This window comes from Aeribacillus sp. FSL K6-1121 (assembly GCF_038003725.1).
Lineage (GTDB): Bacteria > Bacillota > Bacilli > Bacillales > Aeribacillaceae > Aeribacillus > Aeribacillus composti.
In genome coordinates, this window is sequence record NZ_JBBOPS010000001.1 from 1,981,161 (window position 1) to 1,996,642 (window position 15,482).

12 protein-coding genes and 2 pseudogenes are annotated in these 15,482 nt (G+C 36.8%); 5 read left to right on the forward strand and 9 right to left on the reverse strand.

The window, feature by feature from the left end; translation table 11 throughout:
* Positions 1-42 precede the first annotated feature (42 nt).
* A complete protein-coding gene (locus tag NSQ61_RS09605) occupies positions 43-1,359 on the reverse strand; it encodes a (Fe-S)-binding protein (protein WP_340808093.1) in 1,317 nt (438 codons plus the stop codon).
* Complete coding sequence (gene glcD, locus NSQ61_RS09610) at positions 1,359-2,771, reverse strand: glycolate oxidase subunit GlcD (protein WP_063386437.1); 1,413 nt, start codon at positions 2,769-2,771, stop codon at positions 1,359-1,361. The genes NSQ61_RS09605 and glcD overlap by 1 nt, the downstream gene beginning before the upstream one ends.
* 134 nt (positions 2,772-2,905) lie before the next feature.
* Between glcD and NSQ61_RS09615 the strand changes: the two genes are divergently transcribed.
* Positions 2,906-4,036 carry a CdaR family transcriptional regulator gene (locus NSQ61_RS09615; RefSeq protein WP_340806836.1) on the forward strand — a complete coding sequence of 377 codons (1,131 nt, stop codon included), beginning with the start codon at positions 2,906-2,908 and terminating at the stop codon, positions 4,034-4,036.
* Positions 4,037-4,433: 397 nt separating this feature from the next.
* On the opposite strand, the gene NSQ61_RS09620 is transcribed toward NSQ61_RS09615, so the two are convergent.
* The 4 genes and pseudogenes from NSQ61_RS09620 to NSQ61_RS09635 all read right to left on the reverse strand — a co-directional run.
* A complete protein-coding gene (locus tag NSQ61_RS09620) occupies positions 4,434-5,006 on the reverse strand; it encodes a DJ-1/PfpI family protein (RefSeq protein ID WP_311067065.1) in 573 nt (190 codons plus the stop codon).
* Positions 5,007-5,062: 56 nt separating this feature from the next.
* Positions 5,063-5,773, reverse strand: a complete 711-nt coding sequence (locus NSQ61_RS09625) for an iron-sulfur cluster assembly protein (protein ID WP_251250251.1) — start codon at positions 5,771-5,773, stop codon at positions 5,063-5,065.
* Positions 5,774-5,825: 52 nt separating this feature from the next.
* On the reverse strand, positions 5,826-6,848 hold the full coding sequence (locus tag NSQ61_RS09630; RefSeq protein WP_063386441.1) for an amidohydrolase family protein: 1,023 nt from the start codon (positions 6,846-6,848) through the stop codon (positions 5,826-5,828).
* Positions 6,849-7,120: 272 nt separating this feature from the next.
* Positions 7,121-7,243: pseudogene (locus NSQ61_RS09635) on the reverse strand (NAD(P)-binding domain-containing protein); the annotation flags it as partial.
* Between the two features lie 455 nt (positions 7,244-7,698).
* On the opposite strand from NSQ61_RS09635, the gene NSQ61_RS09640 reads away from it, so the two are divergent.
* The 4 genes and pseudogenes from NSQ61_RS09640 (at position 7,699) to NSQ61_RS09655 (ending at position 11,395) form a co-directional block, all read left to right on the forward strand.
* Positions 7,699-8,898, forward strand: a complete 1,200-nt coding sequence (locus NSQ61_RS09640) for a GTP-binding protein (RefSeq protein WP_340806842.1) — start codon at positions 7,699-7,701, stop codon at positions 8,896-8,898.
* A 20-nt stretch (positions 8,899-8,918) separates the two neighbouring features.
* Positions 8,919-9,461, forward strand: coding sequence for a dCTP deaminase (gene dcd / locus NSQ61_RS09645; RefSeq protein ID WP_066249898.1), 543 nt, complete (start codon positions 8,919-8,921; stop codon positions 9,459-9,461).
* Between the two features lie 44 nt (positions 9,462-9,505).
* Positions 9,506-9,765: pseudogene (rpsN, locus tag NSQ61_RS09650) on the forward strand (30S ribosomal protein S14).
* A 268-nt stretch (positions 9,766-10,033) separates the two neighbouring features.
* Entirely contained in the window at positions 10,034-11,395 is a 1,362-nt protein-coding gene (locus NSQ61_RS09655; protein WP_094245809.1) for an IS4 family transposase, read from the forward strand.
* A 254-nt stretch (positions 11,396-11,649) separates the two neighbouring features.
* Here the strand turns inward: NSQ61_RS09655 and NSQ61_RS09660 are convergent, their stop codons facing one another.
* From NSQ61_RS09660 to NSQ61_RS09670, 3 genes are all read right to left on the reverse strand, one after another.
* A complete protein-coding gene (locus NSQ61_RS09660) occupies positions 11,650-12,174 on the reverse strand; it encodes a GrpB family protein (protein ID WP_339212351.1) in 525 nt (174 codons plus the stop codon).
* A 747-nt stretch (positions 12,175-12,921) separates the two neighbouring features.
* Positions 12,922-13,836, reverse strand: a complete 915-nt coding sequence (locus NSQ61_RS09665) for a TIGR03943 family putative permease subunit (RefSeq protein ID WP_242513805.1) — start codon at positions 13,834-13,836, stop codon at positions 12,922-12,924.
* Between the two features lie 12 nt (positions 13,837-13,848).
* Positions 13,849-14,841, reverse strand: a complete 993-nt coding sequence (locus NSQ61_RS09670; RefSeq protein WP_327859065.1) for a permease — start codon at positions 14,839-14,841, stop codon at positions 13,849-13,851.
* Positions 14,842-15,482: the final 641 nt, after the last annotated feature.

Sequence of the window (15,482 nt, forward strand, 5' to 3'; positions counted from 1 at the left end):
CACATTAAGTTTCAAAATTACATCAAATATAGTGCTTGTTCGTTATTTCACTGCTTCTAACAATAGATCCACAATATGAACAGCTTTTACATCCTTTAATCCTTCTCTTTCAATTCCTAGCTTCATTTGCATGAAACATCCTGGATTAGCTGTTACTATTGTAGTGGCACTGGTTTTTTTCATTTTTTCCATTTTCTGATCTAAAATTTCCATGGATGTTTTCGGTTCGACAATGTTATAAATGCCTGCAGAGCCACAGCAGCTATCGGCATTTTCCATTTCTGTGAATGTTACTCCTTTAATTGAACGAAGCAATTCTCTAGGAGCTTTTGACGTTTTCATGACGTTTCTCAGGTGACAGGAATCTTGATATGTGACGACTTGTTCAGGAAGTGAAAGGCGAAATTGTTTGTGAAAATCAAGCTCATATAAAATGGACGTAATGTCTTTTATTTTTGCAACAAATTTTTCAGCGCGCTCTGACCATTGCGGATCATCTTTTAATAAGTGATCATATTCAATCAAGAAAGCGCCGCAGCCACCTGCGTTTGTTATAATATAATCTACTTCGTTTTTTCCAAACGCTTCAATATTTTGTTTTGCTAATTCTTTCGCTAGTTCTTTTTCTCCGCTATGACCGTGCAAAGCTCCGCAGCATGCTTGTGTTTTGGGAATAACAATTTCACACCCGGCTTTTTGCAATAATTGAATGGTTGCATGATTTGTTTCGAGAAACAACGTGTCCATTAAACATCCGGAAAAGAAAGCAACAGTTGCTTTTTTCTCTCCTTTTGGCGGGAAATATTCAGATCGCTGTTTCAGTGTCTTTCTCTCAGGAACATCAGGCAATATTTTTTCCATTTCGCGGAGATGATCTGGAAACAGTTTCATAAATCCTATTTTACGTGCCGCTTTTTGAAGTCCAGATTTTTGATAAAATCCAACTAAGCTAGTTATGTTGATTAAATTACTTTTTTTAGGAAATAGTTGTTTAAAAACCACATTTCGAACTGCCCGCACAGGTAAAGAATGCTTTTTATTTTGGTTCATTATGTCTCTTGCTTCTTCTAATAAATGTCCATAATTCACACCTGATGGACAAACCGGCTCACACGCACGACATCCTAAACACAAGTTTAAAGACTTTTCAAATTCATCATCCGGTTGAAGGACCCCATCATAAACTGCCTTCATTAAGGCAATTCTTCCTCTTGGTGATTGGCTTTCTTTATATCCAGACACAATGTAAGTTGGGCAAGATGGCAAACAAAAACCGCATCTCATACAATTTAACAGCTCATCTTCGTCCATGCGTTCCTTGAAATCTCTTTGGATATTTTGCTTTTCTGATTCTGTCATCATTTTGAGATCACCACTCGTTTTCGTGTATCCTTTGCAAATAATTTCCCAGGATTCATAATATTGTTTGGATCCAATGCAGCTTTGATCGACTTCATCACATCGATGCCAGATTTCCCTAGCTTCCATTCTAAATAAGGCGCTTTCATGGCTCCTACTCCATGTTCTCCAGTAATTGTTCCTCCCAGTTCAATGGCCTTTGCAAATATTTCAGCAAAAGCTTTTTCCACCCGTTCCATCTCATCTTTCTTCCGAATATCTGTCGTGCAGGTAGGATGAAGGTTTCCGTCTCCCGCATGACCAAACGTGCATATTTTTACGTTATGTTTTGCGGCTATTTCATTAATGGCTTTGACCATTTTGGCAATTTCTGATCTTGGAACAGTCGCATCTTCTAAAATGGTAGTTGGTGCCAGTCTGGCTAAGGCGGACAAAGCGGTGCGTCTCGCTGTTCGTAAAGCTTCAGCTTCTTCTTCTGACTGGGCAATTTGTACAGATACTGCGTTTTCACTCCTGCATATTTCTTCCATGACCTTCATATCTTTACTCACATTTTCAGGCGTTCCATCTTGTTCAATCAGTAATACGGCTTGAACGTCTGTTGGCAGTCCGATTTGTGAATAGTCCTCCACTACTTTTAGCGTCGGCTGATCTAAAAACTCTAAAGTTGCCGGAATTACTTTATTGGCAATAATTTTCGATACGGAACGCGCAGCAGCTTCTAAATCTTGAAATAAAGCAAGCATTGTCTTTTTTGATTCAGGCAGTGGGATCAGCTTTAATGTCGCTTCTGTAATCACTCCTAACGTTCCTTCAGAACCTATAAATAAGCGCGTTAAATCATACCCTGCCACATCTTTCGCTAGCTTTCCTCCTGTTCGAACAATTTCCCCATTAGGAAGAACCGCCTCTAGCCCTAGCACATAATCACGAGTTACTCCATATTTCAGTCCTCTTAATCCTCCAGAATTTTCGTTAATATTTCCCCCAATTGTAGATATTTTCATTGAGCTTGGGTCTGGTGGATAAAACAAACCTTTTTGTTCCACCGCATGGATTAAATCAAGTGTGATAACTCCCGGTTGACATGTGACGGTTAAGTTTTCCTCATCGATCTCTAAAATTTTGTTCATATGTTTAAATAGAAGAACGATTCCTCCTTCAACAGGACAAGTGCCGGCGCATAAGTTCGTACCAGAGCCCCGCGGAACAATCGGTATTTTATTTTCATTACATAATTGCAATATTTTAGATACTTCCTCTGTATTTCTAGGCGAAACGACCGCATCCGGAATCGATTGAAAATTTGGAGTCGCATCATACGAATATACTAACCTTTCAACTTCCGAATCTTCAAAATTTTCTTCTCCTACAATATTTATGAATTCCCTCTTTATATCAGGAGCAATCATTCAAACCCCTCACTTTTATTCTTTTCGTTTTATTATAAAGAATGAGAGTCATATTATCTATGTATGATGATATAATTAACATAGCAAAAATGCCTATTTTATTGTCTTTTTAACCAAAAGGGTGGTGATACGAGTTGCAATTATCCCCAAAGCTGGCTGCTAAAATTATTTCAGAGGTTCAGGACGTAGTCAAAGAGGATATCATATTAGTTGATATTAATGGGATCATCATATCCTCCACTGATGAGAGTCGGATTGGCTCTTTTCATGAAGGAGCTACGATTGTTATTAAGTCCAAACAAAAGCTTTACATTGATCAAATCAAAGCACAAGTGCTGAAAGGCGTCAAAGCAGGAATCAATATGCCCATTATGTTTCATAACAAGGTAATTGGAGTGATCGGAATAACTGGCGAACCGAAACAAGTGGAGCCTTATGCGGACTTAATTAGAAGAATGACAGAGCTCATTATACAAGAAGCATATTATACTGAAAGAAACGAATGGGAAATAAGAGGAATAGAATCGTATCTTTATGAATGGATCAATGCTTCATCTGTGGATAAAGATTTTTTAGAGCGCGGGTTTATGTTAGGCATTCCTGTGTATGACACTCATGTTTGCACACTCATGGAATTGGAGATACACACATTAAATAATTACGATATTCATCGAATTCAAAAAGAAATCATAGAATTGTTTTATTCTATCTTCGGGAAAGAAAAACATTTTATTGTTCGATGGGGGCAAGAGCGCTTTTTAGTATTAAAAAAGATGGATGCTTCTTATAAACAAAATTATTTTTACAGTCAGTTAAACGATTTTAAAAAAAGAATCGAAAACAGATACAAAAGCACTTTAGCTATTGGCATAGGAAAAACAGCTTGCAAACACATGATCAATAAATCTTTTAAAGAAGCACAAAAAGCATTAAAGGTAGCGCGAAAAAATAAAGGCATCGTATTTTATGAGGATCTTATATTAGAAATCATCTTGGATGATATCCCAACAGAGATGCAAAAGGATTTTTTGAAGCAAACCATTCATATGATGGAAAAAGATCAAATTCTAATCGAAACGTTACAACACTATATGAACAATAATCAATCGATCAAAAGAACGGCAGAGGAAATGAATATCCATATTAATACACTGCACTACCGTTTAAATAAAATCGAAGAGCTGACAGGAATTAACCCTAAAACAACAGAAGGAATTGTCATATTTTATATATCGTTACTGTTATTAAATTCTTTAAACCGTTAAGTCCGTATAATTTGATCGAAACGGGAGTGAATGAAAAAAGACAATCGGCAAATGTTGTTCGGGGAGACGACCGTCAGGAAAAATTTGGGATTGCTGCCATACACCAAGTATTTAAGTCCATAGTGTCTTTCAATGGGCTATTTCCTTTTAGACAAGTAATTAGGAACTGCTCTAAATGTGGAGAACGTCTGGACACATGTTTGACATTCCAATGATTTTCACTAACTGTCTCATTTGAACGTCACTCAAAATCATCCTCATTGGATTTCCTCCGCTTACATCTTGGATTCGATGATAAACGTATTTTTCCTGATGAAACAAAAAATCCCGAATATCGAACTTTTTTAAGTATCCGATATTCGGGTTGCATTTTCAAATACATCAGCCCTTTTATGTTTTAAACAGCAGACTTTTCTCTTACATTCAACAATTTAAAGAATTCTCTCATGAATCCCGGTAAATCCGGCCAAGCGTGGCCCGATACAATGTTCCCATCCACATGAAGCATTTTTTCCACATAAGTAGCGCCTGCTGCTTCCACTTCTGGTCTACAAGCAGTGTAAGCTGTCATCTCTCTTCCTTTGATATATTCTCTTACAGTTGTTAAGACTAATTGTCCATGACAGATCACCCCAAGAGGTTTATTTTCTTTTAAAAAGTGAGCAGTAATTTCCTGAACCTTTGGATTCATACGAATATATTCAGGCGCACGCCCTCCTGGGATAATTAATCCATCATAGTCGGCAGGATTAATCTCATCTACTGATGCATGAGATTCGATTTTATATGCCCATTTTTCTGTAAAAGTCTCCATTTCAGGAAGGAAATCATGGACAACCGTCTGGAGCTTCTTTTTAACAGGTGAGGCAATTGTACAATTAATATTTTCTTCAATACAACGATAATAAGGATAAAACACTTCTAATGCTTCAGCAGCATCGCCAGTAATAATAAGAACATTTTTACTCATCTTACATCACCTTTCCTTTTATTATGAAATTATTTGTACGCTGTAAAAATTATGAATCATTTTGCCAAACTGTCTTCATAAGCAGCAGACAAATTATATCGTGCCTCCAACAGTCCCCGGCAATAATGCGCATTAAACTCCATGCTCAACCTTGTCAGTTTGGCGCCTTTCAAGTAATCTGAAAACTCTTCTTCAGTCAATGGTTTCCCTTCTGGAGTTGTTATGGCAAATGCACTTGAGTGATGGAATACTTTTTTCTTCTCCAAATATTTTTCTCTTAACAGCCTCCCTTCTTCGGGCAGGGACAGTTCATTCAGTTCTTGTAGAGATAAAGACGTAATTTCTTCCTTTGACATTCCTATTTTTAGTAGATATTTCATCAGTTTCTCTTGCCTTGCATAGTAGGCTTTTATATCAAAAGTTTTGCGTAATTCTTCAAGATCTCCGTCAGATACATTATGGAAGACTTCGCGAAACGATTTTCCTGCTGATGCTCCGTGATTAATTTCATCGGATGCACAATGATCGAGTAAATGAACTTGAACCGTTTTTACCCATTCAATCTCAGATACATATTTCCTTATATCTTCAGCCATGATGTAGGCAAAGTTAGGAGAGCACCAATAAGTTGGAAGGCGAAAGACTACTTTAACATGATTATCCTTAACGATGACTTGATCGATAAATCCCAACTCTGTTAACGGCTGATCCAGTTCAGGATCATACACTTTTTCAAGCATGCTATATACTTGCTTTTCTTTATCCATTACCTCGCTTTCACCTCCCTTTTAAGTTTTTTCATCAACTATTCTCTATTCGTCACGCTATCCGTTTGGATAATTGACAGTTTTTTAATTTTTCTTTTTGTTTTTCGATATCAATGTTATATAATCTCGCTGCATTTCCTGCTAAAATCTTTTTCTTCACTTCCAAATCAAATGTAACTCCAGTCTCTTCTTGTATATCCTCTGGAAGCTCAAATTCAAGAAACTTTTCAATGATCCATTTCGGTTCCCATATAGCATAGTCACTTCCAAAAATGATTCGGTCTTCATCAAGCCAATACAACAATTCACTTATAATGTGAGCAAAATAACGAGGTCGATCATGAATTAAAGCAATGGCAACTGCCAAACCTGCATAGACATTTTTCTCTTGTGTAGCAATCCAGCAAAAATCTTCTAATCTTGGAAGCCCTACATGTTCGACAATAAAGTTCAGTTCAGGGAAACAGCTTGCTGCATCATCAACATCTGCTACGTCAAATGCATCCCGATTTAAAGGAGTGATCGTCGGTCCCTTATGAATGTGTATGTTTCTTATCCCCAGTTCTTGACATTTTTCAAGATATCTTTTTGACCAATCATCAGATAGTTTATAGCCCTTTGAATTACCATACCAATCAGCTGTATATAACTTGACCCCTTGCCAGTTGTATTTTTCTTTGTTTTCTTCTAATTTTTCTAAGCCTCGTTCGCCATGCCGAGGATCGAATGTTCCATTGCAAATAAAACGATTAGGGTACTTTTTTGAAAGCTCCTCATTTGCATCAAAATTACCAAAGCCATTTTTATAAAACTCTTTTAGAAAAACTGGCTGAAAAATCGCCATATCCACATATCCTTCCATAAACACGTCATTCACAAGTTTTTCTGGAGAATACTTTACAAACTCATCTTTCGGCCACCAATATTCTTTCGGACTTAGATTTTTGTGATAATCATAAAAACAACTAATAAATTGTTCTCCGTGGATATTCAATTGATTCTCCTTGCTTCCATCCCATAAGGCAATGTGTGCATCAATAATAAAAATTTCTTCACCATTAGATGCTTTAAACAATTTCATTCCCCCTCACATGAGATTAATTAAATAATTGAAAACGCTATCATTTTTTACGAATATTCATTGATGTTTATCAGGTAATAATACTTTATTTTCTTTTTATTCAGAAAATTTTAATCAAATTATACTTGGTTCATCCTCAATTTGATATATACACTTAAACAAAAAAACAACCATTTCTCCAGCAATTTTTTGGGTGATTAAACAAATTTTTTATAATCAAAAACAGACAGCGAAACAGCGTTTAAATCTAATGCACCAAATCCTTATCCTGTGAACGATGGCGTAATAAATCTCATCTCCTTCGGCCATTGCATAAACGATGACCCAATACGGTCACGCTCTAAAATTCCGCAATTTTTAATTCCTAATCGTTTTAATAATATCCCCATTCCAATCCCGACAGACCCGCTCCTACGATTAGAATAAAAGGGTTCATCTCTTTTCCACTCCTTGAAAATAGTAAAAACTATACCATCTAAAACGGAATTTGTGAATGGATAATCTTTTTTCCATTTATAAAAGCATTGTGCACATTGATTTCAAGCTTCCAGAAATTGTTCATGATGTGTATTGTACGATTGTTTTGTAGAAGACCTTTCTCTGAAGTACTTTTTGGCAGCTATGGATGGATTGCACCAACCGTTCTGCTTTTATGTATATCGTTTAATATTCGGCTTGCGGCATTCTAAATCAATACTCCCACAGTTTATTTTGCATTTACGAAAAAAATATGTTTAAATATTATATAAATCGTAATGATTACGATTTATATAAATTGGTTTTCAATTATCTCGAACCAATCTGAGGTCAAAGAAAAACTTTAATTGTTGAAAGGAAGATGACAATGGATAAAAAAATACCTGTGACCGTTTTAAGCGGCTACTTAGGAGCAGGGAAAACTACCATTCTGAATCATATTTTACAAAATCGCCAAGGGCTCAAGGTAGCCGTTATTGTGAACGATATAAGCGAGGTCAATATTGATGCTGAATTAGTCAAACAAGGCGGAGAGCTTTCAAGAACTGAGGAGAAGCTAGTCGAAATGTCAAACGGATGTATTTGCTGTACATTAAGGGAAGATCTATTAATTGAAGTAGAAAGGCTCGCTAAACAAGGAAATATCGATTATATCATTATTGAATCGACTGGAATTAGTGAGCCAATCCCAGTTGCTCAGACTTTTTCATATATTGATGAAGAACTAGGAATCGATCTGACGCGCTTTTGTCGATTGGATACGATGGTGACGGTTGTAGATGCCAATCGATTCTGGAAGGATTACCAGTCAGGTGATCGGCTATTAGATAGAAAGCAAGCGTTAAGTGAAGACGATACTCGTGAAATCGCAGACCTTCTTATTGACCAAATTGAATTTTGTGATGTGCTCATCTTGAATAAGTGTGACTTGGTGTCTGAAGAAGAATTGGCAAAGCTGGAAAAGGTATTAAAAACATTGCAGCCAAAAGCGAAACTTATTCGTACTGTCAAAGGTGAGATTGATCCTCGAGAGATTTTAAACACTGGACTATTCAATTTTGAGGAAGCAAGCTCTTCAGCAGGATGGATCAAGGAGTTAGAGCAAGGGCATGATCAGCATACACCGGAAACTGAAGAATATGGAATTTCTTCCTTTGTTTATTCAAGACGTTTGCCTTTCCATTCCGAGCGCTTTTACAATTGGCTTCACTCCATGCCCGAAAATATTGTAAGGGCAAAGGGAATTGCATGGTGCGCAACTAGAAATAACCTTGCCCTTTTGATGTCACAGGCAGGACCTTCTGTTAGTATTGAACCGATCTCTTATTGGGTCGCTTCTTTACCGAAAGAAGAGCAGCAGCAAATTTTAAAGGAAAACCCTCATTTGCTGGACGAGTGGGATGATCAGTTCGGAGATCGGCAAACAGAATTAGTATTTATTGGAATAGATTTACGCCCTGAAGAAATTATAAAGGAATTGGATAAATGTTTACTAACCGACGCTGAGTTTGATCAAGACTGGTCTACTCTTCCAGATCCATTCCCTTGGAATTTACAAAAAGTGTAACTGGAGGAAGGAAAGAAGGAATGATTTTATCTGGAAAAACTATTCTTGAGAAAATACAACATAAAGAATTGGTCATTGATCCCTTAACAAAAGAGCAAATTCAACCTGCTTCAGTAGATTTGCGCCTTGGAAATCATTTTCTTGTGATGGATGAGCACACCAATGCTCATCTATCATTAGAGGCGAAAGCGAAATATAAAGAAGTAGTGGCTGAAAACGAGAAAATTGTCATTCCCCCCTTCTCTTTCTTGCTTGCTACTACTATAGAAACCATCGAGCTGCCGGAAAATCTTACTGCTTTTGTAGAAGGAAGAAGCTCGATCGGCCGCTTAGGGCTATTTATTCAAAATGCCGGTTGGGTTGACCCGGGATTTAAAGGACAAATCACGTTGGAACTGTTTAACGCGAATCGCCTACCGATTGAATTAACGATAGGAAGAAGAATTTGTCAGATTATCATTTCTAAAGTTGATCAAGAAGCAAAACCATACAGCGGAAAATATCTATTTCAAAAAGGAGCGACAGAAAGCCGAATTTTTCAAGACGATGATGTCACGCAATAATGAGGAATTTTCAATAATAAATGATATGACAGGAAGGACGAACATTGGCTAAAAAATCAAAAATAGCGAAAGAAAGAAAAAGACAAGAATTCGTTGTTAAATATGCTGAGCTAAGACGAGAGCTAAAGGAGAAAGGGGACTATGAAGCTCTTCAAAAGCTCCCCCTCCTATCCGTCTAAAAAATCGTTGTGAAATTACCGGAAGGCCAAGAGGTTATCTCCGTAAATTTAAGCTGTCGCACATTGCATTCCGTGGGTTAGCCTACAAAGGACAAATTCCAGGCGTCAAAAAATCAAGCTGGTGAGTCAAAAATATTTCACCAATGTCTAATAGGCTGAGGAAATAAGAGCGGGCGTAAGCAAAATTGAGCTCTTTATTTCCTTATGTTTTTTTATAAATAACTCAACTTTCTCACAGTAAATTGGATTTCTAAGCCTTACGGTTAATGGGTTTGTTGGTTGTTTCGAATACTTCTTGACATAAAAATTTGCAAAAAAAAAACACCTCAACTTTTGGTATAGTTTAATTGTCCAGAAAAAACATTACCAAAAGCAGGTGAGGTGTCTCTTATTATGATAACGAATAACAGACTGAACAATCAACTACCAAAAGAAGTAAAAGCTATATTTGATGAACTTGAAATCTTAAAATATTTAAGGAAAGTGGGAATTAACAAGGGTTTCGGTTATTCCTGCGCCTATTTATTCCAGCTAGTTTTTAGTTTAGTTTTTGAAGGCAAAAATTTGTTTCGACTTCTTCAAAGTAAAAAAGCTAAAGATTTGCCGGAAAAAAACGCTATTTATCGCTTCTTAAATAACCCTCAATACAATTGGCGCAGGTTTTTACTTGTTTTGAGTACTTTCACCATTATGAAGGTAAGTAGTTTAACGAGACACGACCGTCCGAAAGTGCTGATCGTGGACGACTCATCTTATGAACGAAATCGCAGTAAAAAGGTTGAACTGCTTGCTCGCTGTTTCGATCATTCTTCTCAAAAAATGCGTTATTACAAAGGATTTCGTATGCTTACACTCGGCTGGTCAGATGGTGCTACATTTTTGCCTATTGATTTTGCTTTATTAAGCTCTACGAATTCCCAAATCAATGGGATTGATAACCGAATCGATAAGCGTACATCCGGTTATAAGCGGCGTGTCGAAGCTTTACAAAAAGCGCCGGAAGTTATTCCCAATATGATTAAACGGGCACTTTCTCAAGGAATCGATGCCTCATACGTTTTAATGGATACATGGTTTACCCAACAGCCTTTGATCAAGTCCATTGTGGATCAAGGGTTGGATGTTATTGGAATGGTGAAGGATACAAAACAAAGATATCAAGTGAACGGTGAATGGGTGAGCCTAAAAAAACTATACCAAACAGCTAAACCATCACAACATCAAAAGGGTATTTTGCGCTCTATTCACACAACGATGGCAAATGGCGTACCTGTTAAAGTGGTATTTGTCCGTAATCGTAATAAAAAGAGACAGTGGCTAGCTATTTTGAGTACAGACTGTACTTTATCGGATCAAGAAATCATTCGTATTTATGGGATACGTTGGGATATTGAAGTATTCTTCAAAACAGTCAAATCCTTATTGAAACTCCAAAAAGAGTTCCAAGGAAGATCTTATGATTCCATGATCAGCCATACCACTATTGTGTTTACAAGGTACATTGTTTTGTCTTGGCAAAACCGAGTAAGTACAGATTATCGAACATTAGGCGGCATTTTTTATGAACTTTGTGATGAAATCGATGAACTAGATTGGGCCTTTGCACTTCAACTACTCATTGAAATTCTTGAAGATGCACTTCAAAATGTAAATCAAAAGATTAAAAAATTCATCGAAAGTCAATTACGTAAATGGATTGTAGTTTTGCCTAATTATATCAAGGCTTATTTACCAAAATTGAGCTGCGAAAGTTGAGTAAATAAAAATTGGAGTTGATTTTCATAAAGAACTTTTTTGTTGGTGAGATCAAATTTATTCTGAACATATACAATATAATACATAAATAGTATAAAATAGTAATGGGGAATCCTGCAAGAAAGAAATAGCTTAAGGGTTTGCAACCAATTTGTTTTAGTCTTCTCCAAAATTTTGGCCAACAAAATAATTTCATAATAAGTATATTTTGTTTTTTTCCTGGACAACAATTGCTTGACCGAGTTTCTTTTTCTTTATTTATTATTTTTTGATGCCCATTTGAGAGATTTTTCAACCATCTCATTGACAAACGATTCTTTCCCCTTTTGATATTGATGAGTATGATCTGGAAACTGTTTTGCTAATTTCATTTTTAATTCACCATATTTTTTAGCTTCATCTGGATTTTTTATCATGTATTCTTTAAAAAGCAAATGTTTTTCAATATTTTCGTGGCCAATTTGATAAATATGTACATGGTGTGTTCGGTTATCTTGTCCTTTTGGGAAGTATCTTCTACCAGATATCCCATTTTCCCCTCTCGGTTCATATCCCAATTCCTTCATTTTTTCATTGTATAAATCAACCTTTTCAATATCTTTAACAACAATCAAAATATCGATAATTGGTTTTGCGTAGCCGATTGTCGGAATAGACGTGCTTCCTATATGGAATATATCAACGATTTCATCTTTAAAAATAGCTTTAAGTATTTTCGCTTCTTTCTTATACGATTTTTCCCACTCTTCTGTCCACGGAAGTATTATCGTTTTTCTCATATGTCACCCTCTAGATCAATTAGATTTACTTTTTATAATTGAACATAAACATGATAAAGGGGAACCAATTCATCTCGCCTCGCGACAGCACAAATTATGTAAAACTTCTCCTCTTCCATGAGAGCTTGACAACATTTCTGCGGTTTAAAAAAGATTGGTGATCCTCATTATTTTTAACTTTTTTTGCAGTCCCCTTGAAGAAAAAAATAGCGGCTCACGAAATTTTTCTGCTTCCTCCACTCTCTTCTAAGTATAAACCTCTTCCGCATCAAATTGAATATTGTAAATCTTTATGCTTTACTTGAACTTAAACTTAGTTCCCTTTTTGACCATTTGAGCTGCGAAATTTTTGTATTGTTGCTTCTGCTGAAGTATTTTGTGCTGATGAAATGTATAACGGCGCATGAAAAGTTGAACTCATAACAGCTGAAGGAGCGCGATTAGTAGAGATGTGAAAACGGAGAAGTTACATTCAAAACCATTAGGACAAGCATATATAGCGATTGATGAGTTAATCACGAATGGTTTTAAGAAAAATTTAACGGCCTTTCCCCGGTTGAATTCCGAGAAAAGACCGCAGCTTATTACACTCTTTTTTCACAGTCTTCTTAACAGGGAGATGTGCACTTAATATACTCTTTTTTACTATCTACTTGACAGAGACATGGGAACAAAAGGCTTTCTTTTTTTAGCCTACCATTCTTCAACAAACTTCGGAACATGCCAGACATCGAACCCTTTAGTCAGTTAGTATTCTTCATAAACGTACGGTTGGTCTGGTACCTCGATCATTTCTATAGCGGGTTGTTCAATGACTGGAATGGTTGATTGATGATACGTTGTTTTATGAATGGTACCTGTAACTTTAATCCAAGTGTCATCCTTCAGCTTCGCAACATTTTCTCCCTCCACCAGCATGCCGTAAACACTCGCATCGGCGATACAACATGTAACACCAAAACGAGCCACAACGAGTTGGTTCGAACGAAAATCTCGTTCGCGAAAAACAAAGCCCGTAATTTCGACTTTTTTTCCAATTAATTGTTCGACATTTTCGCTAATCATATTAATGGTAGAAATATATTTTTCATCTGTCACAACAATTTTATCCGTTCCGATTAAATCGTTTTTCAACTGCTCATTTTCCTTTTCTGTACTTTGAACAGCCGAATTGTCCTCTTGCAAAATCTCATTTACTCGCTCGTCTACCTTTTTCATATAACCTTCTGGATCACGCAAATATTCCTCTACTAAATCTTTCTCTTCCGTTTGAACCTGCGAATTGGTACTCTCCGCTAATGGCTGTGCACCGAATTGAACGCCTCGTTTCGAAGCGACAGAACTGTCCAACACATGATTGGACAGCATTAATCCGATCATTACTGGCAGCAAAAAGAGCGAATAAATAAACACCGTACTAGCAGGCGTCTTCGGCATATAATGTTCTCCATCGCAATGACAATGACTCTCCGACGTATTCATGCCGCTCCGCAATATTTGCATTCCTCCTAATATAAGCAGCACAAATAGCGCAAAATATATAAATGGAAGCATTTTCGGCGATACATAATTCGCTAATTGAGAAGTCAATAAAAGCTTAAAAAGCAATAGTGCATATCCTGCTAATATAATTCCTCGAATGAACATATGAAAAGAACGCATAGTCTCCCTCCCCTATAAAATGTTTAAAGATTGCAGAAGAATGATACTGCCATAAATGACAACCGTTACTACGAAAATGAATACAGCTACAAATTTCGGTTTAAAATAGGCAAACAGCATAAACGTATTTTTTAAGTCAATCATCGGACCGTAAACAAGGAAAGCAACAAGAGAACCGATCGTAAACGTTGAACCGAACGAAGCTGCGACAAACGCATCCGCTTCAGAACATAATGAGAGAATGTACGCTAATCCCATCATGACTGCAGGTGCTACAGTCTGATCTCCCCCGATTTCCAGCAGCGTCGTTCGATCAAAACCCGCTTGAAAAGCACTTGCAACAAGCGCACCAACAATTAAATAGCGCCCTACATCGAAAAACTCATCACTGGCGTGCAAAAGTGTTTCAAGCCAGCGATTTTTTGCATGATGATGATGTTCATGCAAATGATGCTGTTTTTTTAATGGTAAGCTAGTGCGAAAAAAGAAATAAATGATTGCACCGATAACGATCGATGCGACAAACGCTAGTCCCATTCGGGCATAAACGACATCCATGTTTGTTTGAAAAGCGTAATATGTAGAGGCAAACACAACCGGATTTAAAATAGGTGCCGTCACCATGATAACGACGCCTAAATGTAGCGGCATTCCCTTTAAAACAAGTCTTCGCACGACCGGAACAATCGCACATTCGCAAATAGGTAAAAATGCGCCAACAATTGCGGCGGGAACGAGAGCGAGAATCGGGTGCTTCGGAATGAAGCGTTTGAGCGTATCCTCTGAAACAAATGTTTGAATGAGCGCTGATGCAAATACACCAAGTAAAATAAATGGAATGGCCTCTAAAATAATGCTTAAAAACAACGTACTTACATTTAAAACTTCTTTTGGAATGAAACTCGGATCAATAAGACGATCCCCGAATAAAAACAGCAATAAAATCCCGCCAAATAAGGCCGTACCGGCAACATCTTTCCCAATCTGTTTTCCTGCATTTTCCATCGTTCATTCTCCTAACATTGTTATTAATAAAACAGAATGATTCTTATTTTCTATATGCCTGTTTATCTTTTAACATACCAATTAGCAGTTGTCAAAGAGAAAAAAAATAGACCTTACCAAACTATGTTTAATAAAGGCAATTTACAATTAAAGAAAATGCAGCAAACTTTTGTCAAATTTTTCTACACATTTTTGTAAACACTATTACTCCTTGAGTTTCCCGACTGCTCATAAATATTTGTTTACCCTTCTGAAACGACGAACTTTGTTGTTTTTACTTGAACTCATCATTCTCCAGAAAACTATCCGTCTTGCAAACTGGACACTGTAAAAGAGATGGTGTTTAAAAGATTGCGAAACAGTAATTCATAAACACGAACAAGAACTTTCTTGATTATAAACTGAAATCATCGGCCGCTTGATCGATCAGATCTTGAACGTGACTGAAGGAGATGAATGAAATCTCCTGTAGAAATGCTACATCTTTCGTGCGCTAAAAAAAATGGCACCCAAACGTTTTTCGAAAGTGCGGGTACCAATTTTAGTGATGCCGTTTTTCTTTGCTCCTCGGTTTATATCATAATAAGCTTGTGCTCTTTTAATCCGGAAGCAGCGGGCGGAATAATTCGCCGTGTAAGAAA

What these genes read in the sequence shown, in the direction of transcription:
- NSQ61_RS09605 (WP_340808093.1), bottom strand. Translation starts at nt 1,359, where the DNA reads ATGACAGAATCAGAAAAGCAAAATATCCAAAGAGATTTCAAGGAACGC.
- glcD (WP_063386437.1), bottom strand. Translation starts at nt 2,771, where the DNA reads ATGATTGCTCCTGATATAAAGAGGGAATTCATAAATATTGTAGGAGAA.
- NSQ61_RS09620 (WP_311067065.1), bottom strand. Translation starts at nt 5,006, where the DNA reads ATGAGTAAAAATGTTCTTATTATTACTGGCGATGCTGCTGAAGCATTA.
- NSQ61_RS09625 (WP_251250251.1), bottom strand. Translation starts at nt 5,773, where the DNA reads ATGGATAAAGAAAAGCAAGTATATAGCATGCTTGAAAAAGTGTATGAT.
- NSQ61_RS09640 (WP_340806842.1), top strand. Translation starts at nt 7,699, where the DNA reads ATGGATAAAAAAATACCTGTGACCGTTTTAAGCGGCTACTTAGGAGCA.
- dcd (WP_066249898.1), top strand. Translation starts at nt 8,919, where the DNA reads ATGATTTTATCTGGAAAAACTATTCTTGAGAAAATACAACATAAAGAA.
- NSQ61_RS09655 (WP_094245809.1), top strand. Translation starts at nt 10,034, where the DNA reads ATGATAACGAATAACAGACTGAACAATCAACTACCAAAAGAAGTAAAA.
- NSQ61_RS09660 (WP_339212351.1), bottom strand. Translation starts at nt 12,174, where the DNA reads ATGAGAAAAACGATAATACTTCCGTGGACAGAAGAGTGGGAAAAATCG.
- NSQ61_RS09665 (WP_242513805.1), bottom strand. Translation starts at nt 13,836, where the DNA reads ATGCGTTCTTTTCATATGTTCATTCGAGGAATTATATTAGCAGGATAT.
- NSQ61_RS09670 (WP_327859065.1), bottom strand. Translation starts at nt 14,841, where the DNA reads ATGGAAAATGCAGGAAAACAGATTGGGAAAGATGTTGCCGGTACGGCC.